The sequence below is a fragment of the Pseudomonas syringae KCTC 12500 genome, from assembly GCF_000507185.2.
In the GTDB taxonomy this organism is placed as follows: domain Bacteria; phylum Pseudomonadota; class Gammaproteobacteria; order Pseudomonadales; family Pseudomonadaceae; genus Aquipseudomonas; species Aquipseudomonas syringae.
The window spans coordinates 5913847-5933813 of sequence record NZ_AYTM02000002.1 but is presented as its reverse complement, the minus strand read 5'-3'; the positions used below and the strand labels follow the sequence as shown (position 1 = coordinate 5933813).

General features: G+C 59.7%; 21 protein-coding genes. 7 read left to right on the top strand and 14 right to left on the bottom strand.

All coding sequences use genetic code 11. From position 1 onward, the window contains the following. The first annotated feature begins 118 nt into the window (after positions 1 to 118). On the top strand, positions 119 to 1216 hold the full coding sequence (locus V476_RS26000) for an NADH:flavin oxidoreductase (RefSeq protein ID WP_024959942.1): 1098 nt from the start codon (positions 119 to 121) through the stop codon (positions 1214 to 1216). Between the two features lie 16 nt (positions 1217 to 1232). On the opposite strand, the gene V476_RS25995 is transcribed toward V476_RS26000, so the two are convergent. The 4 genes from V476_RS25995 to V476_RS25980 form a co-directional block, all read right to left on the bottom strand. After that, a complete protein-coding gene (locus tag V476_RS25995) occupies positions 1233 to 1889 on the bottom strand; it encodes an NAD(P)H-binding protein (protein ID WP_024959943.1) in 657 nt (218 codons plus the stop codon). 60 nt (positions 1890 to 1949) lie between these two features. Then, entirely contained in the window at positions 1950 to 2336 is a 387-nt protein-coding gene (locus tag V476_RS25990; protein ID WP_004404979.1) for a nuclear transport factor 2 family protein, read from the bottom strand. A gap of 200 nt (positions 2337 to 2536) precedes the next feature. After that, a complete protein-coding gene (locus V476_RS25985; protein WP_024959944.1) occupies positions 2537 to 3640 on the bottom strand; it encodes an alkene reductase in 1104 nt (367 codons plus the stop codon). A gap of 56 nt (positions 3641 to 3696) precedes the next feature. Beyond that, a complete protein-coding gene (locus V476_RS25980; protein ID WP_004404984.1) occupies positions 3697 to 4278 on the bottom strand; it encodes a TetR/AcrR family transcriptional regulator in 582 nt (193 codons plus the stop codon). Between the two features lie 166 nt (positions 4279 to 4444). On the opposite strand from V476_RS25980, the gene V476_RS25975 reads away from it, so the two are divergent. From V476_RS25975 to V476_RS25965, 3 genes are all read left to right on the top strand, one after another. After that, on the top strand, positions 4445 to 4738 hold the full coding sequence (locus V476_RS25975; protein ID WP_003318923.1) for a metal-sensing transcriptional repressor: 294 nt from the start codon (positions 4445 to 4447) through the stop codon (positions 4736 to 4738). Positions 4739 to 4745: 7 nt separating this feature from the next. Further along, positions 4746 to 5657: a nickel/cobalt efflux protein RcnA gene (locus V476_RS25970; RefSeq protein WP_024959945.1), complete on the top strand. Its 912-nt coding sequence runs from the start codon at positions 4746 to 4748 to the stop codon at positions 5655 to 5657. 178 nt (positions 5658 to 5835) lie between these two features. After that, positions 5836 to 6261, top strand: a complete 426-nt coding sequence (locus tag V476_RS25965) for a VOC family protein (RefSeq protein ID WP_003347668.1) — start codon at positions 5836 to 5838, stop codon at positions 6259 to 6261. Between the two features lie 54 nt (positions 6262 to 6315). Here V476_RS25965 and V476_RS25960 read toward each other — a convergent pair whose 3' ends face one another. From V476_RS25960 to V476_RS25950, 3 genes are all read right to left on the bottom strand, one after another. Beyond that, a complete protein-coding gene (locus V476_RS25960; protein WP_003347671.1) occupies positions 6316 to 7188 on the bottom strand; it encodes a LysR family transcriptional regulator in 873 nt (290 codons plus the stop codon). A gap of 58 nt (positions 7189 to 7246) precedes the next feature. Next, positions 7247 to 9100, bottom strand: coding sequence for an ABC transporter ATP-binding protein (locus V476_RS25955; RefSeq protein ID WP_003417230.1), 1854 nt, complete (start codon positions 9098 to 9100; stop codon positions 7247 to 7249). Between the two features lie 79 nt (positions 9101 to 9179). Beyond that, complete coding sequence (locus V476_RS25950; protein ID WP_024959946.1) at positions 9180 to 9806, bottom strand: TetR/AcrR family transcriptional regulator; 627 nt, start codon at positions 9804 to 9806, stop codon at positions 9180 to 9182. Between the two features lie 170 nt (positions 9807 to 9976). Here V476_RS25950 and V476_RS25945 point away from each other — a divergent pair, with 170 nt between their 5' ends. From V476_RS25945 to V476_RS25935, 3 genes are all read left to right on the top strand, one after another. Next, on the top strand, positions 9977 to 11122 hold the full coding sequence (locus tag V476_RS25945) for an MFS transporter (protein ID WP_080278492.1): 1146 nt from the start codon (positions 9977 to 9979) through the stop codon (positions 11120 to 11122). Positions 11123 to 11225: 103 nt separating this feature from the next. Continuing rightward, positions 11226 to 11543, top strand: coding sequence for a helix-turn-helix domain-containing protein (locus V476_RS25940; protein ID WP_024959948.1), 318 nt, complete (start codon positions 11226 to 11228; stop codon positions 11541 to 11543). After that, on the top strand, positions 11536 to 12831 hold the full coding sequence (locus V476_RS25935) for a type II toxin-antitoxin system HipA family toxin (RefSeq protein WP_024959949.1): 1296 nt from the start codon (positions 11536 to 11538) through the stop codon (positions 12829 to 12831). The genes V476_RS25940 and V476_RS25935 overlap by 8 nt, the downstream gene beginning before the upstream one ends. A 98-nt stretch (positions 12832 to 12929) precedes the next feature. On the opposite strand, the gene V476_RS25930 is transcribed toward V476_RS25935, so the two are convergent. From V476_RS25930 to cdhC, 7 genes are all read right to left on the bottom strand, one after another. Continuing rightward, entirely contained in the window at positions 12930 to 13856 is a 927-nt protein-coding gene (locus V476_RS25930) for a PfkB family carbohydrate kinase (protein ID WP_024959950.1), read from the bottom strand. Further along, positions 13846 to 15315 carry a purine-cytosine permease family protein gene (locus V476_RS25925; RefSeq protein ID WP_024959951.1) on the bottom strand — a complete coding sequence of 490 codons (1470 nt, stop codon included), beginning with the start codon at positions 15313 to 15315 and terminating at the stop codon, positions 13846 to 13848. Before V476_RS25925 ends, V476_RS25930 begins: the two co-directional genes overlap by 11 nt. A gap of 160 nt (positions 15316 to 15475) precedes the next feature. Next, positions 15476 to 16489 carry an ADP-ribosylglycohydrolase family protein gene (locus tag V476_RS25920; RefSeq protein ID WP_024959952.1) on the bottom strand — a complete coding sequence of 338 codons (1014 nt, stop codon included), beginning with the start codon at positions 16487 to 16489 and terminating at the stop codon, positions 15476 to 15478. After that, positions 16486 to 17205: a GntR family transcriptional regulator gene (locus V476_RS25915; RefSeq protein WP_003318911.1), complete on the bottom strand. Its 720-nt coding sequence runs from the start codon at positions 17203 to 17205 to the stop codon at positions 16486 to 16488. Before V476_RS25915 ends, V476_RS25920 begins: the two co-directional genes overlap by 4 nt. A 227-nt stretch (positions 17206 to 17432) precedes the next feature. After that, positions 17433 to 17909 carry a thioesterase family protein gene (locus V476_RS25910; protein ID WP_024665849.1) on the bottom strand — a complete coding sequence of 159 codons (477 nt, stop codon included), beginning with the start codon at positions 17907 to 17909 and terminating at the stop codon, positions 17433 to 17435. A 106-nt stretch (positions 17910 to 18015) separates the two neighbouring features. Next, the gene (locus V476_RS25905) at positions 18016 to 18981 is read right to left on the bottom strand and encodes an L-carnitine dehydrogenase (protein WP_024959953.1); all 966 of its coding nucleotides are present in this window, start codon (positions 18979 to 18981) and stop codon (positions 18016 to 18018) included. Positions 18982 to 19038: 57 nt separating this feature from the next. Then, a complete protein-coding gene (gene cdhC, locus V476_RS25900; protein WP_024959954.1) occupies positions 19039 to 19926 on the bottom strand; it encodes a 3-dehydrocarnitine:acetyl-CoA trimethylamine transferase CdhC in 888 nt (295 codons plus the stop codon). Between the last annotated feature and the right edge of the window lie 41 nt (positions 19927 to 19967).

The following is a 19967-nucleotide window of genomic DNA, read 5'->3' as shown; positions in this document are numbered from 1 at the left end:
AAGCGCCTTATCTGCACGGCCGGGTTCCAATGGGCTGCGCCAGCCCTTAACGTTGCTGCAGGTTCTGTCAATGACTGCGGGCAATTCGCAGCCGGTCTGCACAGTGAGGATTTGAAGTATGAGCGAGACAAACAAACACGTTACAGCTCCGTTCGATAGAGGTCATCTGAAACTGAAGAACAGGTTTGCGGTGGCGCCCATGACACGTGTGAGCGCGGACGAGCAGGGCAGTGCAACGCAGACCATGGCGCGCTACTACGAGCGGTTCGCCAAGGGCGGTTTTGGCCTGATCATCACCGAGGGCAACTACACCGATCGCAGTTCTTCCCAAGGCTACCGCTTCCAGCCCGGGCTCACCGATGACGAGCAAGCTCAGGCCTGGCGTGCCACGACCGATGCTGTGCACCGCCATGGCAGTATCATGATTGCGCAGCTCATGCACGCCGGTGCGCTCAGTCAGGCTAATCGCTTCGTCAGCGAGTCGGTGGGTCCTTCGGCCATTCGTCCCAAGGGCGAACAGATGGCGTTCTATTACGGCGCGGGCAGCTACCGGATTCCGCGGGCGATGAGTGACAAGGATATTGCCGAGGCCATTGAAGGGTTCGCCCACGCGGCGCAACTGGCTATCGGCACTGCAGGCTTTGACGGTGTCGAGATACATGGTGCGAACGGCTACCTGCTGGATCAGTTTTTGACCGATTACAGCAATCAACGCACCGATCAATGGGGCGGTGAGGTCGGACAGCGTCTGCGACTGACGCTCGAGGTCATCGCCGCAGTGAAAAAAGTCGCCGGGCAGGCACCGGTGGGCGTGCGTCTCTCACAAGGCAAGGTCAACGACTTTCAGCACAAATGGGCGGGGGGCGAACGCGATGCCGAAATCATTTTCGCTGCGCTGGCCGATGCCGGAGTCGATTACATCCATGTGACCGAACACGAAGCATGGCAGCCGGCGTTTGCCCAGGGTCAAGCCAGCCTGGTCGAACTGGCCCGTCGCTACGCGCCGGATGTCACGCTGATCGCCAATGGTGGCCTGCACGATCCGCAAAAAGCCGAACAGGTGCTTCGCGACGGTGCCGACATCATCGCGGTGGGCAAGGGGGCACTGGCCAACCCGGACCTGCCAGAGTTGTTGCGTCAGGGCGCGGCACTCCGCGACTTCGATCCAGCCATTCTCGGGCCGATTGCCAATATCAAGGACAGTGAGTTGGTGTAGGCGTTGCTGACAAGCATCAGCGCCGGCTGAGCGTGCGTAACGCCACGTCGACAGGCGTTGCGCCCTGGGTCAGTTCGATGATCTGCCGGGATATCTCGATTCGGTCGACCAGTGCAGCCAGGAAAGCGGCTACGTCATCGCGCGGTATTTCGCCATACGCGACAGCCGGACCTGCGCTGACCTCACCGGTACCCGCGCTGTCGACCAGGGTGCCTGGCCTTAGAATCACCCAGTCCAGTGCGGAAGAGGCCAGATACACATCGGCTTGTTTTTTCACCCGCATGTAATTCTCGAATCCAGCGGAGGTGTCTGTACCGCGTGCAGCTTCAGGAAATGCCGACACCAGCAGGAAGCGACTGACTCCGGCAAGCACGGCGGCCTCAACAGCGGTTTCCAGGCCCTTGCCATCAATGGCGTTGGTCAGCTCAATGCCTGCGCCGCCAGCCCCAGCGGTGAAAACCACGACATCGCTGCCTGTCATCACAGCGGACAAACGAGAAGCGTCCAGCTCGGTGAGGTTGCCGAGCAATGGTATGGCGCCAGTCGCTTTGATTGCCGCCGACTGTTCTTCTTTTCGGTGCAGTGCGATCACTTCATGACCGCCGCCGCCAAGGTTTTTCAGAAGGCGCTGGCCGACCTTTCCGGCTGCACCGATGACAAAAACTTTTGACATGAAATCTTCCTCTGGTGGGTCGTGCGCCGACGCTCAGCACTATCGGCGCATTCAGCCGTGTTAGCCTTCAAATTGATGGTAGACCTTGGCAATCACTTTCCAGCTGTCGTCGATTTTGATCAGCGTCAGGTAGTCGTTGTAGTCCGCACCAATGGCATCCTTTTCCATATCGACCCGGACCACTGCCGTGGTGGGCGTAATGGCAAGAACGTCCAGACGCGTCGTTATGTCTGGAGCGGTACCATTGGTTTCGACGAAGGTGTACAGGTTGCTGATCGGTCCACCCAGCAGTTGACCATTGGTGAACCCATACATCACTGCATCTTTGTGGAATGCTTCCTCGATAGTGGCAACGCTGCCTGTACGCAAGCCTTCTACGTACTTGCTGGCCGTTGCGATAACTGCGTTGTAGTCGTTGGTCGGGACGGCTTTGATGTTATTGCTCATGGGTTTTACTCCTGGATTAGGAACTGACCACTGCGCGGCTGATATCTTCAGGCTCAATGGCCATCTCGTTAAGCGCTTTGGCTGTTGCTGCGCCGGTGACGATTACTGTTTTTTTGTCGAGATAATTCATGTCGTGTTTTTCCTTTATCGCGGTATTTCCGGCATCCGGGAGTTGATGACGGGAGGAGGCCGGCTCTGGCTTAGTAATTACCCATTGGCCAGTCGATATAGCCTTTAGCACCGCCGCCGTAGTACGACTCTCGCGGTGCAATGGTCAGCTCGGCACCATGGCGCAGACGGGCGACGAGATCGGGGTTGGATATGAACAAGCGACCGAAAGCCACCGCGTCGATCTTGCCCTGCGCCCGGCGCTCGATCGCCATCTCCAGGTCATAGTTGTTATTGCCAATGAACGGACCGTTGAACTGTTTGCTCAGCGCATCCATGTCGACACCTTCCGGCACTTCACGGGAGGTGGCAGTGGCGCCTTCGACAAAGTGCAGATAGGCCAGATTGAATGTGTTCAGTTGCTGGATCAGGTAGCCATGAAGGCCCATGACGTTGCTGTCGGGCCGGGTATTCCCGGCATCGGGCGTTACCGGAGACAAGCGAATACCCACGCGGTCACTGCCCCAGATATCCACGATGGCCTGGGTGACTTCCAGCGTCAGGCGGGCGCGGTTTTCTATCGAGCCGCCATACTGGTCGGTGCGCTGATTGGTCGAGTCGCGCAGAAACTGGTCCAGCAGGTAGCTGTTGGCCGAATGGACTTCAACGCCATCAAAACCGGCCCTTTTGGCGTTCTCTGCGGCGTGTTTGTATTGCTCGATGATGTCGGGGATTTCGCCGGTTTCCAGTGCGCGCGGCATGGAGACTGGTACAAAACCGTCGACGGTGTAGGTATTGCCCTCGGCCTTGATGGCGGACGGGGCTACCGGTGCCTCGCCATTGGGTTGCAGGTCGACACTGGAGAATCGCCCCACATGCCATAGCTGGCTGACAATCTTGCCTCCTGCTGCATGCACAGCGTCGGTCACTGCCCGCCAGCCTGCGACTTGTTGATCACTCCAGATCCCCGGGGTTGCGGCATAGCCTCGACCCTGAGCGGAAATGTTTGTCGCCTCGGCGACGATCAGCCCTGCCGTAGCGCGTTGCGCGTAGTAGGTTGCGTGCAGTTCATTGGGAACACCATCCTCGCCATAGCGGCTGCGTGTTACCGGTGCCATCACGATACGGTTCGCCAGCTCCATAGAGCCCATGGTGACGGGTGAAAACAGGTCGGTAGTGTTATGGGTGTCATTCATCAAATACTCCACATAGTAGACCAGTCGTCTACTTAAAAGACTAAAAAAAATGCCTGCTACCGCAGCAGGCGCTTGGTCATGGTCAGTGCTTTCTCGAAAGGTTCGGTGGACCTGTTCACCTTCGCCAGAAGGGAAGCGCCAAGCCATAGCTGATACAGGGACTCTGCGAATCCTTCATGATCGCCCTCGGGATGAATACTGTCATCGGCGACGCCCATGTCTACACAGGCAGTCAGGCGTTTAATGATGTTTGCTGTGCCGACCTCGAGCACACCACGCATGTCTTCAGACAGATCGCAGACTTCCGCCCCCAGCTTGACGACCAGACACTTGCCTTCGGGAAGGTCGGTGCCCTGGGTTTCTATCCAATAGTTGAAGTAGGCCATTAACCGCTCGGCACCACTTCCCGGACGTGCCATGAGGGCGTCGACTCGGCCCAGGTACTCGGAAAAATACTCTTCCAGCAGCGCCTGACCGAATTCTTCCTTCGATTTGAAATAGTAATAGAACGAGCCTTTGGGTACCCCAGCCGTGCTTAATACCTCGGCGAGGCCAACGGCGGTATAGCCTTTGTTCGTCATGAGCGAGCGGGCCACATCAATGATGTGCTGTCGCATGTCCTGGGCTGGTTTCTTCATAATGCCAAGCATCCTAAACGTAAACCGACCAGTCGTCTAGTAAGTTTTCGGGGAATCTGCCTGCGCAAAAAAGAGCCTTAGTAAATGTATATCGCATAGGCTTTGACTGTATCCCCCCTGGGGGGATAGAGTGCCGGTCTGAATCACCCAGACTGGAGCTCGATCCATGAGTGAACACGACCATCCCCACGGCCATACGCACCAGTCCCACGAAGCTGTCATCAAGCGCCTGAAACGGGCCGACGGTCATTTGCGCGGCATCATCACCATGATCGAAGAAGGGCGCGAGTGCGTGGACATCGCCCAGCAGCTGCACGCAGTCGAAAAAGCGGTGTGCCAGGCCAAGCGCACGTTGATTCAGGATCATATCGATCACTGCCTCGAAGACACACTCGGTTCACTCGCCAGGGGCGAGCGGGCACCGCTGGAAGCCTTCAAGCAAATCACCAAATACCTTTAGGTCTCGCATGCCCAACTTCGTTGAGTTGTTGCAGCAAGGTGGTTCGCATGCCTGGCTGTATTTCCCCAGTGCCATTTTGCTGGGCGCGTTGCACGGGCTGGAACCCGGGCATTCGAAAACCATGATGGCGGCGTTCATTGTGGCCATTCGTGGCTCGGTGAAACAGGCTGTGATGCTTGGCGTCGCAGCTACCGTTTCGCACACCGCCGTTGTCTGGCTGGTGGCCATCGGCGGCATGTATCTGGGGCAGGGGCTGGACGCTGAAACCACGGAGCCTTACTTTCAGCTCGCGTCGTCTGCCGTGATCATCGCCATTGCATTGTGGATGCTGTGGCGCACCTGGCGTGGCGAGCAGCTGTATAAGTTCGAAAGTGCCCGGCTGAGTCACGGGCATGCAGGCCATGGCCATGAGCACGACGTGGACTCCCGTGAGCATGAGCATGAGCATGAGCATGAGCATGAGCATGAGCATGAGCATGAGCACGGTCACAGCCATGACCACAGCGATCTGGAAGGCTTGAACCTGAGCGCCGAGGGCTATCAGGATGCCCATGAAAAGGCCCATGCTGACGATATCCGCAAGCGCTTCACCCATCGCGAGGTCAGCAATGGCCAGATCCTGATGTTCGGCTTGACCGGAGGCCTTATCCCTTGCCCGGCGGCCATCACCGTGCTGCTGCTGTGTCTGCAGGTGCAGCAGGTCACCCTGGGCGCGATGATGGTGATCTGTTTCAGCCTGGGGCTCGCCATTACGCTGGTCACTGTTGGCGCTGCCGCCGCCATCGGTGCGCGAAAAGCCTCGAATCGTTTTCCCTGGCTCAGTGCAGCCGCTCGACGCGCACCTTACCTGTCCAGCGTCCTGATTATTTGTGTCGGGACCTATGTCGGGATCGACGGCTGGATTGGTCTGCACTCGTGAGATGGCCGGGTGTTTGAGACTGGCAGCTATCACAAAAATAATTTGTGCATTTTTAAAATATATATTGATTTTTATTGGCGTCGACCGGCTTTAGCATGAGTGGACCTTGAAGAAGTCGCCGGGCAGCGAGCGCGTCGTCCGGCTTCACCCGCCACCAAGAGCTGCAATCGGAGTCCTGATGAGTCTTTCTCCTTTCCACCTTGCAATCCCGGTTTATGACCTGGCCACGACACGTGCCTTCTACGGTGAAGTGTTCGGTCTTTCCGAAGGGCGCTCCAGCGATCAGTGGGTCGACTTCGATTTCTACGGGCACCAGTTGGTGATTCATGAACACCCGAAAACCGCCTCTCAAGAGAGCGTGCACAGCAACCCTGTAGACGGTCACGACGTGCCGGTTCCGCATTTCGGGATCATTCTGGAATGGGCCCAGTGGGAGGCCTTGGCCGAACGCTTGAAATCCTTCGGTACCGAGTTCGTCATCGAACCCTATATTCGTTTCAAGGGGCAGGTGGGTGAACAGGCCACCATGTTTCTTTTCGATCCCTGCGGTAATGCGCTTGAGTTCAAGGCCTTCAAGGACATGAGTCAGCTGTTCGCAAAATAGTAAAAGGCCTGGCGCGCACCACGTCGCGCCAGGCTTGCTTGAGTGGGCGTAACGCTAACCAGTCAGCACATGGTCATTAATCAGTTGCACCAGCGTGCTCACCGGTTCGGTCAGGCTGCGGCGAGCACGATGTACCAGGCCGATATCGCGATGGAACGTATGCGCTTTCAAGTCGATAGAGCGCACACCGGCGTGCCATGTCTGCAGGGTTGCCGTTTCCGGAACCAAGGCTACGCCGACGCCGTTGGCGACCAGTTTGATGATCGCATCCAGTTCATCGAGCTCGCAGACTTCGCGCAGCGAGACATGGGTCTGGCGCAGGAACCGGTCGACCTGACGGCCACCAAACGACGATCGATCGTAACGAATGAATGGATGAGCCGAAACCAGCTCGGCCCAGTCATCCCCTGGCATGTCGGCAGGCACGATAAGGCGATAGGGCTCACGGACCAGTGTCGTCCAGCGCAGGTCGCTTTGCAGTGAGAAGGGCGGGCGGATGATCGCTGCCATGTCAATTTCGCCAGCGTCCACCTGATTGACCAGGTCCATGGACAGGCCGGGGATGACACGCGTCCTGCACGCGGGGAATTGCTGATGAAACCGAGCGAGCGCTTCCGGCAGAAAGGAGCGTTGCACAGAGGCTATTGCGCCGATGGTCACCAGCACGCTGGCGGGCAACCCGACCGTAGTAGTGCCCAGGCTGCTGAACTGGCGCACCAGATCCTGACCTTGTAGCAACACTTGCTGCCCCATGCGGTTGAGCTGGGCTGAACGTCCTTTTCGGTCGAACAATTCGACGCCCAGTTCAGCTTCAAGGCGCTGCATCTGCGCACTGACAGCGGCCTGGGTCAGCCCGATCTTGCTGCCCGCCGCAGCGAAAGTGCCTTCTCTTGCCACGGCGATAAATGTTTTCAGTTCTTTGATCATGGGCAAAGAATAATTGTATTTTTACTGAAAGCACATTTGTTTATTTTGTTGTTGATGCCTATCCCATGTCCTCGGCCACACCCTGATCCTCACCGAGAAACCCGCCGCTCTGGTGCTGCCATAGCCGCGCATAGGTTCCGTTTTTGCCCAGCAGTTCGGCGTGGGTGCCTTGTTCGATGATGCGGCCGTCGTCCATGACAATCAGCCGGTCCATGGCGGCAATCGTGGACAGGCGGTGGGCGATGGCAATCACCGTCTTGCCTTGCATCATTTCATCGAGGCTCTCCTGAATCGCCACTTCGACTTCCGAGTCCAGCGCACTGGTGGCTTCGTCGAGCAGCAGGATCGGGGCGTTCTTGAGCATCACCCGGGCGATGGCGACGCGTTGACGCTGGCCGCCCGACAGCTTGATACCGCGCTCACCCACCAGCGTGTCGTAGCCACTGTGGCCTTGTTTGTCGCTCAGTTGGCTGATGAACCCGTCGGCTTGCGCACTCGCCGCAGCGCTGCGGATTTGCTCATCAGTCGCGTCGGGGCGTCCGTAGGCGATGTTGTCGCGAATGGAGCGGTGCAGCAGCGAGGTGTCCTGCGTGACCATGCCGATGGCACTGCGCAAGCTGTCCTGAGTGACGTGCGCAATGTCTTGCCCATCAATGCTGATCGACCCCTTGTCCACGTCATAGAAGCGCAGCAGCAGGTTGATGAGCGTGGATTTGCCGGCGCCGGAGCGACCCACCAGGCCGATTTTTTCACCTGGACGAATGCTCAGGCTCAGGGCATCGAGCACCTGGCGTTCGCCGTTGTAATTGAAGCTTACGTTATCGAAGGTGACCGCGCCGCCGCGGGTGACCAGAGCCTTCGCGTCTGGTGCATCCTCGACCTTGGGACCGCGGGTCAAGGTTTCCATGCCGTCCTGAACGGTGCCGATGTTCTCGAATAACGAGGTCATCTGCCACATGATCCAGTGCGACATACCGTTGATGCGCAACGCCATAGCGGTGATCGCCGCGACCGCACCGGTGCCGACCTGGCCCTGGTGCCACAGCCACAGGGCGTAACCGCCAGCGCCCATGATCAGTGCGACCACCAGTGCCTGATTGACGATCTCGAACTGGCTGACCAGACGCATCTGAGCCAGGCCGGTGAGCTTGAAGTCCTCCATCGCGGCCCGCGCGAAATGCGCTTCACGCTTGGAGTGCGAGAACAGCTTTACCGTGGTGATGTTGGTGTACGCGTCCGAGACACGTCCGGTCATCGATGAGCGTGCGTTGGCCTGCTCCTGGCCGACCTTGCCCAAGCGTGGCACGAAGTACAGCATGGCCAGACCGAACAGCATCAGCCAGCCAAGGAATGGCAGCATCAGTTTCAGGTCGAAGCCGCCGGCCAGGGCGATGATCGCGATGAAGTAGACGCCGATACCGAGGACGATTTCGACGATGGTGAACAGCACCTCGCGCACTGACAGCGCTGTCTGCATCACCTTGGTGGTGACGCGGCCGGAGAACTCATCGGAGAAAAAAGACAGGCTTTGCCGCAACATCAATCGATGGAAGTCCCAACGCAGCCGCAGGGGCAGGTTGATCGCCAATACCTGGTGCTGCACCATCGTGCGCAATGCCACCAGCACGATGCTGCTCAGCAATACCAGGCCGATGCCCCACAGCACGCTACTTTCCTGCGCGGCCGTATCGCCGCCAGCCTTCCAGGTGGACAGCAGATCCACGACCTGCCCGAGGAAGGAAAACAGCCAGGCTTCGTAAATCGACACACCGGCACACAGCAGAGCAAACGCAAGAATGTAACCGCGTGCCCCTCGCGTACAGGCCCAGAGAAACCGTGCCAGGCCGTCAGGTGGCGGCGGCACTTCGTCAGGCGGGAAGGGGTCAAGCCATTTTTCAAACGCGCGAAGCATGGTGTTCTCCAAAAAAATCAGTGCAAAGAGTCTGGCGTCCTCGACGCCTCCCGAACCTCTTCCAGATTGAGCTTCAGGGTCAATGTTTGTCGGCGCCATTGCCCAGGCTGTCCCACAGTCTCATCACCTGGGTCACTGCGGCGTCCAGTGTGTCATGTGGGACACCGTCGCGCGCCAGTGTAGACAAACCCAGAAGAAAACTGTCAAACACGGCCGCGAGGGTTTCCGGTATTACTGTTGCAGGCAACTCGCCTGCCGCTACGGCGCGCTGGATACAGGCCACGATACCTGTGCGGTTCAGATCCCTGGCGCGCGCAAGAGGTTCGGAAATGGCTTTGCTCTCGTCCGAGCAGGCGCTCATCAGCCCTAACGCCACCAGGCACCCCGTGGGATGCCCTGGCTCGCACTGCATTTTCGCGGAGCGGCGAAGGGTGAGTTCAATCGCGTCTCTGGGCGGCAGGGTCGTATCGAACAGGCTGTCGGTGACCCGGCCGTAGGTGTCGAGGTAACGCTCCATCACTTCATTGAACAGGGCCTGTTTAGAGCCAAACGCTGCGTAGAAGCTCGGTGCCGTGATGCCGCCACCGATGGTTGCCTTGAGCTGGCTGAGGGAGGTTGCGTCGTAGCCGTGCTCCCAAAACAGATGCAGCGCCTGAGTGATCGCTACATCACGGTCAAATGTACGCGGACGCCCCAGCTGTGCCATATCGAGTCTCCTTCGGAATTAATTAAATACTAATCGATACATAAGTCGTTGACCACCTGACTCCACCTGCTTATATTTGTACCGATCAGTATATTAGTGAGGGTATTTCAGTGACTACGGATGAGAAACAGGGCGAAACACTCCCGCTGGGGGCGTTACTGGCGCTGGCAATGACGGGGTTCATCTGCATCGTCACCGAGACCTTGCCGGCAGGTTTGTTGCCGCAGATCGCCGACGGGTTGGAGGTGTCCGCATCGTTTGCAGGGCAGATGGTGACTGTTTATGCGTTGGGTTCATTGCTGGCCGCCATTCCGCTGACGATCGCCACGCAAAGCTGGCGGCGCAGAACGGTATTGCTGGTGACGATTATCGGCTTTCTGGTGTTCAACAGCGTCACTGCATTGTCGTCCAATTATGGACTGACCCTGATCGCAAGGTTTTTCGCAGGCGTCTCGGCGGGTCTGGCGTGGAGCCTCATCGCCGGTTATGCACGGCGCATGGTGGTCCCGCAACTGCAAGGCCGCGCATTGGCCGTGGCGATGGTCGGTACGCCCGTTGCCTTGTCGCTGGGCGTGCCTCTGGGAACCTGGCTTGGCGGCTTCATGGGCTGGCGCATGGCGTTTGGCCTGATGTCCGGGATGACCGTGATGTTGATCATCTGGGCGCTGGTCAAAGTGCCGGACTATCCCGGCAAGTCCTCCTCACAGCGCATGGCGTTACGTCAGGTCTTTTTCACGCCCGGCGTACGCTCGGTGCTGGGCGTGGTTTTCACCTGGATGCTGGCTCATAACCTGCTTTACACCTACGTCGCTCCATTCGTTTCCGCGGCGGGGCTGGCGAATAATGTGGACCTGGTATTGCTGGCATTCGGGGTCGCCGCACTGGCGGGCATCTGGGTTACGGGACGGTTGGTTGATCGCCATCTGCGCAAGACAGTGCTTGCCAGCCTGGCAACCTTCGCAGCGGTGTCAGTGTTCTTCGGCGTGTTTTCCGGCTCTGCAACGGCCATTTACATCGGCGCTTTTATCTGGGGCCTGACCTTCGGCGGTGCCGCCACGCTGCTGCAAACCGCGCTCGCCGATTCGGCAGGCGAGGGTGCAGATGTGGCGCTTTCCATGAACGTCGTGGTCTGGAACAGCGCCATCGCAGGCGGAGGGTTACTGGGTGGCGTGTTGCTTGGCCACTGGGGAGCAGGTTCCTTTCCTTGGGTCTTGTTGATGCTTTTGCTGCTGAGCCTGTTGATCGCACTGCGCGCACGTGCTCATGGGTTTGCACGGGGTAGCCGGCTGGACCGGGAACATGTTTTGGCTGGGTGATCTGATCAAGACCCGTAATATGGACGTCAAGCTGCTTGCTGATGCAGGGGGTTAATTCTATAATTTTGTGAATTAAATGGCTAAATCGAGCTTTATACACATTATGTTGGATTTAAGCTTCAGCAAGCCCGGTGAGATCGTTAAGCGCCTTTGTGACCGCCTGCGCACAGAGCGTCTTGCGTTGAATATGACACAAGCCGACCTCGCCGGGCGTGCCGGCATCGGCACAAATACGGTCTCCAACCTCGAAGCCGGACGCAATGTCGGATTCGAGAACGTCGTGCGGGTGGCTATGGCTCTTGGCCGAACCAAGGAACTCGAAGGCCTGTTTCTGCCAAAGCTGGACAGCATCGAAGACATTCGACGCTACGAAAACAGCGCCAATCGTCTCCGTACAAAGAGGAAGTCCGGCGATGTTTGAGCAGGTTAACGTCTTCTACGAGGGCTGGGGTGAGCGATGGCAGTGGGGCACGCTGGTCTCGACGACCGCTTTGACCGGTCGCCCGCTGATCGTGTTCGAATACAGCAATGAAGCCAGACAAAGGGGCCTGGAACTGTCCTCCTATACGCTGCCCCTGGATGGGGGCAGGTTGCGCCGAGACTTCCCGGACCATCAGCTGTACTTGCCAGGGCCTGTTTACGACTCGTTGCCGGATGGATGGGGCATGTTGTTGATGGACCGTCTTTTCAGGCGCCGCGGGCTCACCACCGCGCGCATCGGCCCTCTGGAACGGCTGGCCTATATCGGTAGCAGCGCAATGGGCGCCATGACGTTTGAGCCCGTGGCGCCCGAAGGGCAGGAATCTGACGTCCACATCCCGCTGGAACAGCTCGCCGCCGATGTGAAGCAAGTACTGCGTGGAAACGGTGGCGATTTCCTGCAGGCATTACTGCTGGTGGGTGGCTCGCCTCAAGGGGCAAGGCCCAAGGCTCTCGTCTATCGCGATCCTGAAACTGGCGGGTTTACCACTGCGGCTAAGCCGGGCTTTGAAGCATGGTTGATCAAGTTTCCGGCCAAAGAAGAACACGCAGAAGTGTGCGCCATCGAAATGGTCTACGCCGAGTGCCTGCGCATGTGCGGTATCGAGACCCCTGACACCCGGTACTTCAATCTGCCTGATGGCCTGGCAGCGTTTGCCAGTAAGCGATTTGACCGTCGCGATGGTTTACGTATACCCATGCAAAGCCTGGCCGCCTTTACGGGGGCAAATTACCAGTCTCCGGGTGTGTTGGACTACGTCAACTTTTTGCGGGCAACACAGATGTGTACCAACGATGTGCGAGAGATGGCACGCGCGTTCGAACGTGCCGTTTTCAACGTTGCGTTCAACAACCGAGACGATCATCCCAAGAACTTCGCCTACATCCTGTCGCAGGACGGTCAGTGGAAACTGTCGCCGGCTTACGACGTAACCTTCTGCGAGGGGGCAGGCGGATACCATCAGATGGACGTGATGGGAGAGGCGCTGGAGATTTCCCGCGCGCAAATGCTTCGGCTTGCCGAGGAAGCCGAGATGTCCCCGGACGCTGCAACTGGAGTGATTGACGGCATGTGTGACGTCGCGAGCCGGTTTACAGCCATCGCCGAGAACCTGTGCCCACAGGTTATTACTCGAGACACCCTGCGCATGATCCAGAGCCGCATTGATCAGAACGTAGCCCGGTTACACCACAGTCAGGCCGACGGCGGTCACGGGCGATTCTCATAAACGACGCTGCCAGCGCTCAGGGCCGTGTGGAAGACTTTGAGCATCCGCAAACTTGCCTGTCATTATCTCCATCACGGTGCAGCGCGGCTCAAGCCAGCCTAAAAATCGGCCCCCACCAGCGCATCTACCTCCTCACGGCCAGGCGCCGTCGCCGGCCCCCGGCGTGTGACCGCAATCGCTGCTGCCGCATTGGCGCGCAGCGCCGCCCGGTCGACATTGCTGCCCCTGGCCAACTCGGCCAGCAGCACACCGGCATGGGCGTCGCCGGCACCATTGGTGTCGATTGCCGTGACGGCAAAGCCGGGTATGAGCCGCGTCTGTCCGGCATGGTGGAGCCAGCAACCTGCGGGGCCGTCACGAATCACTATGAGCGCATCTTCGCGCAGAATGGACGCCAGGCGGTGGAGCGCGTCGGCGGGCGTCCGGGTTTGCGTGAAGCGCAGGGCTTCTTCGCAGTTGCTGGACCATAAGCTGATCAGCGGAAGTACGGCGCGCATCTCGACGCCATGAAGCCCATCCACCAATGGGCCCGGGTCGAATACCACGGCAGTGCCGCTGGGTAATCCGCCCAGCCAGGCGAGCAGGGCCGTGACCTTGTTTTTGTGTGCCAGGCTGTAGCCGCTGACAAATACGTAATCTTCGGCGCTGACCTGCACGCCCTGCAGGTCATCGGCAGACAAACCACCTTCAGCGCCCACATAGGAGATGAACGAGCGCTCGGCCGAGGCTTCCACCAATGCAACGGCCAGGCCGGTGTCCTCACCGGGAACGGGCATCGTGGAAATCTCCACACCTTCGTCGCGCATGGCCTGACGAGCAATGTCGCCGAAGCGGCCTTGGCCATGGCGACCCAGATAAACGGTGCGCAAGCCATTGCGGCACGCAGCGGCCATGACATTGAAGCCGCCTCCGGCCTCGAACGTAGCGCTGGTAGCCAACACGTCTCCCCCCGACGGCGGCAGGCTGTCGATGGCCATGACCAGGTCAACCACGACCTGGCCGGTGTAGAACAATTTAGCGGGCATGGGCAGCCTCTTTGGGAGCGATACGGCGATCACGTGCCCCGCCGAGCAGCGCATACAGGCCACCGGCGACAATGAAGGTCACGATCCAGCCCAGGCCGTTATGACCCAGCCAGGAATCGGCAAGGAAGCCCTTGAACAGCACATGCTCCGGGGTGGTGGCCACGGTGGTGAAGCTGAAGCCAAGCACGATTGCCAATGCCCACGAGCCCAGCGCGCGCCATTCGACGCCGCCGCGGTACCAGTAGGCGCTGTTTGGGGTCTGGTCCAGCAGGTCTTTTGGGGAGTAGATGTGGCGGTGCAGCAGGTCGACGACAAAGATGCCGACCCACGCGGTAATGGGCACCGCCAACATCGAAATGAACGTAATGAAGGGGCCGTAGAAGCTGTCGGCGATCAGCATGAAATAGATCGAACCGGCAAAGATCGCGATGATATCGACGATGACTGCGTGTACTCGCTTGACCTTCAGCCCTAGGGTCAAAGTGGTCAGGCCGGCCGAGTAGACCGACAGGTTGTTGGACAGCAGCAGGCCGCCGAACGCAGTGATCAGATAGGGCACGGCCATCCAGGTGGGCAACATCTCGCGAATGGCGATGATCGGGTCGGTGGCTGACGCCAGATGATCGTTGCCCACCGACAACAGGCCGCCGAGAGTGATCAGCAAGACCAGTGGTATCCCCGCGCCAAACGCTGCCGAGGCCACCAGTCGAGTGGCCTTAACGCTGGCGTGCTGATAGCGCGACATGTCGGCGCCCGCGTTGGCCCAACCGATACCGGTGCCTGCGGCCATGGTGCCGACGCCGATTATCATCGCACTCAGTGGCGCTGCCGGCGCGTCGAAGACCAGGCTCCAGTCGATGTGGGTGAGTAGAAAGCCACCGACCACCAGGTTCAGAGCGCCAAACAGGTAAGTCGCCCATTTCTGGATGACCAGCAAGGTGGCATGGCCCAGGCCCGAGACGGTCAGGGTCAGCAGCACGAACAAGGCGATGAACACCAGGGTCAGGCCAGGCGAGTTTTTCGCTTCCACGGGGGTGCCGAAAAGGATCGCGAACAGTGACAGCAGGACAAACGCGGCGGTGGTGGTGTTGACCGTTTCCCAGCCCAGACGCGACATCAGCGAAACCAGCGTGGGCCCGATATTGCCTCGCACCCCGAAGATGGCCCGGGACAGCGTCAGGCTCGGTGCCCTCCCGCGGCGCCCGGCAATGGATATGACGCCCACCACGGCGAACGAGCCGGCGGCACCGAGGATGGCGACGATAATTGCCTGCCAGATGGCCAGCCCCTGGAACGCTACCAGGGTGGCGCCAAGCGGCAAGCCCAGGATGCTGATATTCGCGGCGAACCAGACCCAGAACAGTTGCAGCGGGTGGCCGTTGCACTCGTTTTCAGGAACCGGCTCGATGCCGCGGGTTTCCAGCTGACCCGCACTTTGAGAGGGGGACGATGTAGTCATTTGCGTTGCTCCTATTGCCTTTATTGTGGTTGTGGCAGTACGTCAGCAGGTGCAATCCAGTGCAAATTGGCTTTTCCGAAATCGGGTCAGCCTTATCGCCGCTCGGAAGGCTGAGGGCGAGGGTGATCTCGTTCACAGTGGGCGAGCACAGCCCGGTCCATCAACCGGTGCGCAGGGCCAGCAGCTGTTCGACCAAAGGCGCGAGATCGAGCGTGTTGACCGCATCAATTTGCTCAATCAACGCCGCCGGCCAGGCGTGCATGCCGTTGCAGGCGCCCAGCATGGCGCCGAGAATGGCGGCAATTGTGTCGGTGTCGCCGCCCAGGCTGGCCGCCATGCACACCGCATCGAACGGACTGAGCTGGCTGCTCGCCACGCGGTGGGCGAGGGTGAACGCAGCGACCACTGATTCCTGTGAGGCGACCGAGGTGCCAATCACATCGTGCACCCGGTCGGCCAGCTGTTCGTCTGTGCAGTCGGCGCACAGTGCCTTGGCCCATTGAATGCGCGCGGCGATACGCCCACCCGCAACCCAATGGCCATGGCGTTCGGCAGTCAGGGCCACCTCGGCGCCTGTCTCCAGAGCTTCGGCCAAGGGCGCGCCATTGATCCCGGCGGACACCACGGCCGCGACCGCCGCCGCGCTGGAGATGCCCAGCGTGGTGTTATGGGTCACCTGACAGGCTTGCACCACCAGCGCCATGAAGGCCTCGCGGTTGCTCACGTCGCCCGCGATGCCCACCGGGGTGATACGCATTGCCGCGCCATTGGTGGTGCCGAAGCGGCCGGCCTCTTCAGGGCTATGGCCGTCAAGGATCATTTCAATCGCGCGCTTGGTCGATGGCCCCAGCAGGTCGTAGGAGCCCTTGGCTTTCATCGCGGCTTCCCACTCGATCAGGCTGTGGGCCAGGGCTGTCGGGTCGATGCTGCCGCCGCCGGCCACCAGCAACTGTGCCACCAGGATGGCCTGCTCGGTGTCATCGGTGATAGCGCCGGCCGGCATGTTGGGTGCGATCGGCTGGTCGGCATCGGCGCCGATCAGCGTACTGATACGGCCATAGCGTTGCAGGATCAACGCGCGCGGCAGCGACTGCGTCGGCATGCCCAAGGCGTCGCCCAAGGCCAGGCCATAAAAGGCCCCCAGGCCTCGGTCTTGCAGAAAGGTTGCGCTCATGTGGACGATCCGAAGGCGAGGTGAAGGCGAAAATGCACGGGGTCCAACAGGCTCTCCACGTGCTCCATAAAACGTTCACGGCGGTCAAATGTGGTGCGCACGGCCTTGAGAAACACCGTGCCGGGCTCGCGTGCCAGCAGCACGGCGTCATCACGGTTCAGAGGCCCTGCGCCGATCCATTGGTCGCCCTTGTCGCCAATGAAACCGTGGGCGGCCATGGTCACCGTCAGTGACTGTTCCAGCAGGCCGTTTTGCGGCAGGTTTTCCAGGCCATCGACCGCCGGGATCAAGGCGCGCTCGAGGGAAACGATACTGCCATCGGCGGCGATACGTCGGCGGTCCAGCGCCACCAGGCTGGAAGTGCCGAGGCGCACCTCCATGTCGGGCCGTTCCACCGCTACCAGACGCAGGATTTCCGTACGCACGCCAGCACCCGTGTCGGCCAGGGCCTGGGCCCAGCCGGCACGCTGGTCCAGACTGAAACCGTCGTAGGTGACGATCGAACCCACACCGGTCTGGGTGGCAATGAAGTTACGCCGCTTGAGCTCGGACAACGCTTCGCGCAGCGTGCCGCGGCTGACGTTGAATTCCTGGGCCAGGAGATTTTCCCCGGGAAGCAGGGCACCGGAGCTCATCTGGCCGCTTTCGATACGGCGGATCAGCTCATTGATCACCTGGGTTTTCTTGTCGAATCGAACCTGTCTAGTCATGTACATTTTATAGTTGCATGTTGGGTTGGAGTGCAAGCTGTTTTTACATGGCAAACTGTGATGCAGCGCACCAATGTTTAATGGATTGCGCAAATGATGCGCGCAGTTCGACAAGTAACCCTGCGGGTCATGCCTGCCAGGTTTTTGAAGAGAGCCGTTTGTCACGCACCCTTCAGTGTCAGCCTGGGCAGTCCGATGTGGATCAAGGTATTGGCAGTAAGGGGCTCTTTCGATTATTTTCCAGCGTGCAACCCAATCACCCGGCCAAGGAGCTTGGGCCTCGGCAGCTCTGACTGCCCAGCGCTCATAGCGTCAAGTCTTTCCTTCGTTGCCTTGGTGAACATCGTTGCATGCGGGCCTGCCAGGTCTACGTGCAACAGCATCTGCTCATTGCCAGCCAGTTCCATCTCATCGCCTACCAAATGCAAGCTGTGATAGAGATGTAGGCGCTTGGCGTCGTGGGCGATCAGTTGGGTATGCACCTCAACCTCGGCGCCGAGTTTCACTTCGTGCAGGTAATTGAGGTGCAGTTCCAGAGTGAACAGCGAGTGGCCGCTGGCTTCGCGGTTATCGCTATCCAGCCCCAGGGCTTCCATCAGCCCGTCAGTGGCATAGCTGAATATCAGCAGGTAGAACGCGTCACGAAGGTGGCCGTTGTAGTCGACCCAGTCGGGTTGGACTCGGGTGGTGTAGGTGGTCAGTGCAGGCATGTCGGGGGATTCCGGGTCAGTACTGATCAAATGAGGGAGCTGGCGTGCTCTGCAGGGCGATGGAAGATTCACAGCTCCCAGCAAAGGCAAGCCGGTTTCCCGAGGGTCATTCTGCAAAGCTCATGCCATGCCTGGCCTTGGTAGTCTTCACCGCCTCCATCACGGCGAGCAAGCAATCGTCACGGTAGCGCTCCAACGCCGAAATACTGTGTTTACCCAGCTGATCAGTGGTGCCGTCGACCACATCGTCGATCAGTTTGCCGGTCAGTTCCGGTGCCGGCAGGTAGGTCCATGGCAACTGCAACGCCGGGCCGAACTGAGTCATGAAGTGGCGCATGCCCGCATCGCCACCCGCCAATGTATAGGTGAGAAAGGTGCCCATGAACGACCAGCGCAACCCGGCACCGAAGCGGATCGCATCATCGATTTCGCCGGTGGTCGCCACGCCGTCATTGACCAGGTGCAGCGCCTCGCGCCATAGCGCTTCGAGCAAGCGGTCAGCGATAAAGCCGGGGACTTCCTTGCGCACATGCAGCGGGCGCATACCGAGGGATTCATAGACCTTGATCGCCGCCTGAATGGCCTCCGGAGCAGTATTTTTGCCGCCCACCACTTCCACCAACGGCAGCAGGTACACCGGATTGAACGGGTGACCGACCACGCAGCGCTCGGGGTGCGCGGAGCTTTCGTAGAAGTCACTTGGCAACAGGCCTGACGTACTCGAGCCAATTAACACATTCGGCCTGGCCGCCGCGCTGATCCTGCTGTGCAGATCCAGTTTCAGTTCCAGGCGTTCCGGGGCGCTTTCCTGAATGAAGTCGGCGTCGCTGACACATTCCTCAATGGTGGCCACGAAGCGCAGGCGAGTTTGGGATGCGCCGGGTACCAGGCCCTGTTGCTCCAGGGCGCCCCAGGCATTGGCGACACGTTTACGCAACGCTGCTTCGGCGCCGGGCGCGGGGTCCCAGGCGACCACATCCAGGCCATGGGCGAGGGCGCGGGATACCCAGCCACTGCCGATGACGCCGCTGCCAAGAGCGGCGAAGGTTTTGATTTCGGTGATAAAGCTCATGGCGACGCTCCTGAAGAGTGCGGTGATTCAATCACGGGGTTTTATGTCTCGGAGGCTTTAGCCACGCTTGGTAAGGCCCATCTTGATGCGGCCTTCTGCCGGGGTCATGACTCGTGCGCCCAAGCGGCTGAGAATTTCACTGGCGCGTTCCACCAATTGACCGTTGGTGGCTAGCACGCCCTTGTCCAGCCACAGGTTGTCCTCCAGACCGACCCGGACGTTGCCGCCCAGCAACACCGCTTGCGCAGCCATCGGCATCTGCATGCGGCCAATGCCAAAGCCCGCCCACACCGCATCGGCGGGCAGATTATCGACCATGGCTTTCATGGTGGTGGTGTCGGCGGGTGCGCCCCATGGAATACCCAGGCACAGCTGGAACAGCGGGTTGTCGAGCAGACCTTCCTTGATCATCTGTTTGGCGAACCACAGGTGGCCGGTGTCGAAAATTTCCAGTTCGGCCTTTACGCCCAGCGCCTGGATACGTCTGGCGCCGGCGCGCAGTTGCGACGGGGTGGACACATAAATAGTGTCGCCGTCGCCAAAGTTCAGGGTGCCGCAGTCGAGGGTGCAGATTTCCGGCAGCAGTTCCTCGACATGTGCCAGACGTGTCATTGGGCCGACCAGGTCGGTATTGGCACCAAACTCCATCGGGTGCTCACCATCGCCAATCTCCAGATCGCCACCCATGCCAGCAGTGAGGTTGACGATGATGTCGATGTCGGCCTCCCGAATGCGCTCCATCACTTCGCGGTACAGCGCCACGTCGCGGCTGAACTTACCGGTGTGTGGGTCGCGCACATGACAGTGCACCACGGTGGCACCGGCTTTGGCGGCCTCAACCGCGGCGGTCGCGATTTGCTTGGGCGTGACCGGTACGTGAGGGCTTCGGGCGGTCGTGTCGCCAGCACCGGTGAGTGCGCAGGTGATGATGACGTCGTGGTTCATGGGTGGCTCCTTACAGGCGTGAGGACGCCGTTCGCGACCCT

Coding starts and splice junctions, on each gene's coding strand:
- V476_RS25935 (WP_024959949.1), top strand. CDS start 11,536: ATGTTTGAGCAGGTTAACGTCTTCTACGAGGGCTGGGGTGAGCGATGG.
- V476_RS25945 (WP_080278492.1), top strand. CDS start 9,977: ATGACGGGGTTCATCTGCATCGTCACCGAGACCTTGCCGGCAGGTTTG.
- V476_RS26000 (WP_024959942.1), top strand. CDS start 119: ATGAGCGAGACAAACAAACACGTTACAGCTCCGTTCGATAGAGGTCAT.
- V476_RS25960 (WP_003347671.1), bottom strand. CDS start 7,188: ATGATCAAAGAACTGAAAACATTTATCGCCGTGGCAAGAGAAGGCACT.
- cdhC (WP_024959954.1), bottom strand. CDS start 19,926: ATGAACCACGACGTCATCATCACCTGCGCACTCACCGGTGCTGGCGAC.
- V476_RS25905 (WP_024959953.1), bottom strand. CDS start 18,981: ATGAGCTTTATCACCGAAATCAAAACCTTCGCCGCTCTTGGCAGCGGC.
- V476_RS25910 (WP_024665849.1), bottom strand. CDS start 17,909: ATGCCTGCACTGACCACCTACACCACCCGAGTCCAACCCGACTGGGTC.
- V476_RS25955 (WP_003417230.1), bottom strand. CDS start 9,100: ATGCTTCGCGCGTTTGAAAAATGGCTTGACCCCTTCCCGCCTGACGAA.
- V476_RS25950 (WP_024959946.1), bottom strand. CDS start 9,806: ATGGCACAGCTGGGGCGTCCGCGTACATTTGACCGTGATGTAGCGATC.
- V476_RS25940 (WP_024959948.1), top strand. CDS start 11,226: ATGTTGGATTTAAGCTTCAGCAAGCCCGGTGAGATCGTTAAGCGCCTT.
- V476_RS25915 (WP_003318911.1), bottom strand. CDS start 17,205: ATGTACATGACTAGACAGGTTCGATTCGACAAGAAAACCCAGGTGATC.
- V476_RS25970 (WP_024959945.1), top strand. CDS start 4,746: ATGCCCAACTTCGTTGAGTTGTTGCAGCAAGGTGGTTCGCATGCCTGG.
- V476_RS25920 (WP_024959952.1), bottom strand. CDS start 16,489: ATGAGCGCAACCTTTCTGCAAGACCGAGGCCTGGGGGCCTTTTATGGC.
- V476_RS25990 (WP_004404979.1), bottom strand. CDS start 2,336: ATGAGCAATAACATCAAAGCCGTCCCGACCAACGACTACAACGCAGTT.
- V476_RS25995 (WP_024959943.1), bottom strand. CDS start 1,889: ATGTCAAAAGTTTTTGTCATCGGTGCAGCCGGAAAGGTCGGCCAGCGC.
- V476_RS25925 (WP_024959951.1), bottom strand. CDS start 15,315: ATGACTACATCGTCCCCCTCTCAAAGTGCGGGTCAGCTGGAAACCCGC.
- V476_RS25965 (WP_003347668.1), top strand. CDS start 5,836: ATGAGTCTTTCTCCTTTCCACCTTGCAATCCCGGTTTATGACCTGGCC.
- V476_RS25980 (WP_004404984.1), bottom strand. CDS start 4,278: ATGAAGAAACCAGCCCAGGACATGCGACAGCACATCATTGATGTGGCC.
- V476_RS25930 (WP_024959950.1), bottom strand. CDS start 13,856: ATGCCCGCTAAATTGTTCTACACCGGCCAGGTCGTGGTTGACCTGGTC.
- V476_RS25975 (WP_003318923.1), top strand. CDS start 4,445: ATGAGTGAACACGACCATCCCCACGGCCATACGCACCAGTCCCACGAA.
- V476_RS25985 (WP_024959944.1), bottom strand. CDS start 3,640: ATGAATGACACCCATAACACTACCGACCTGTTTTCACCCGTCACCATG.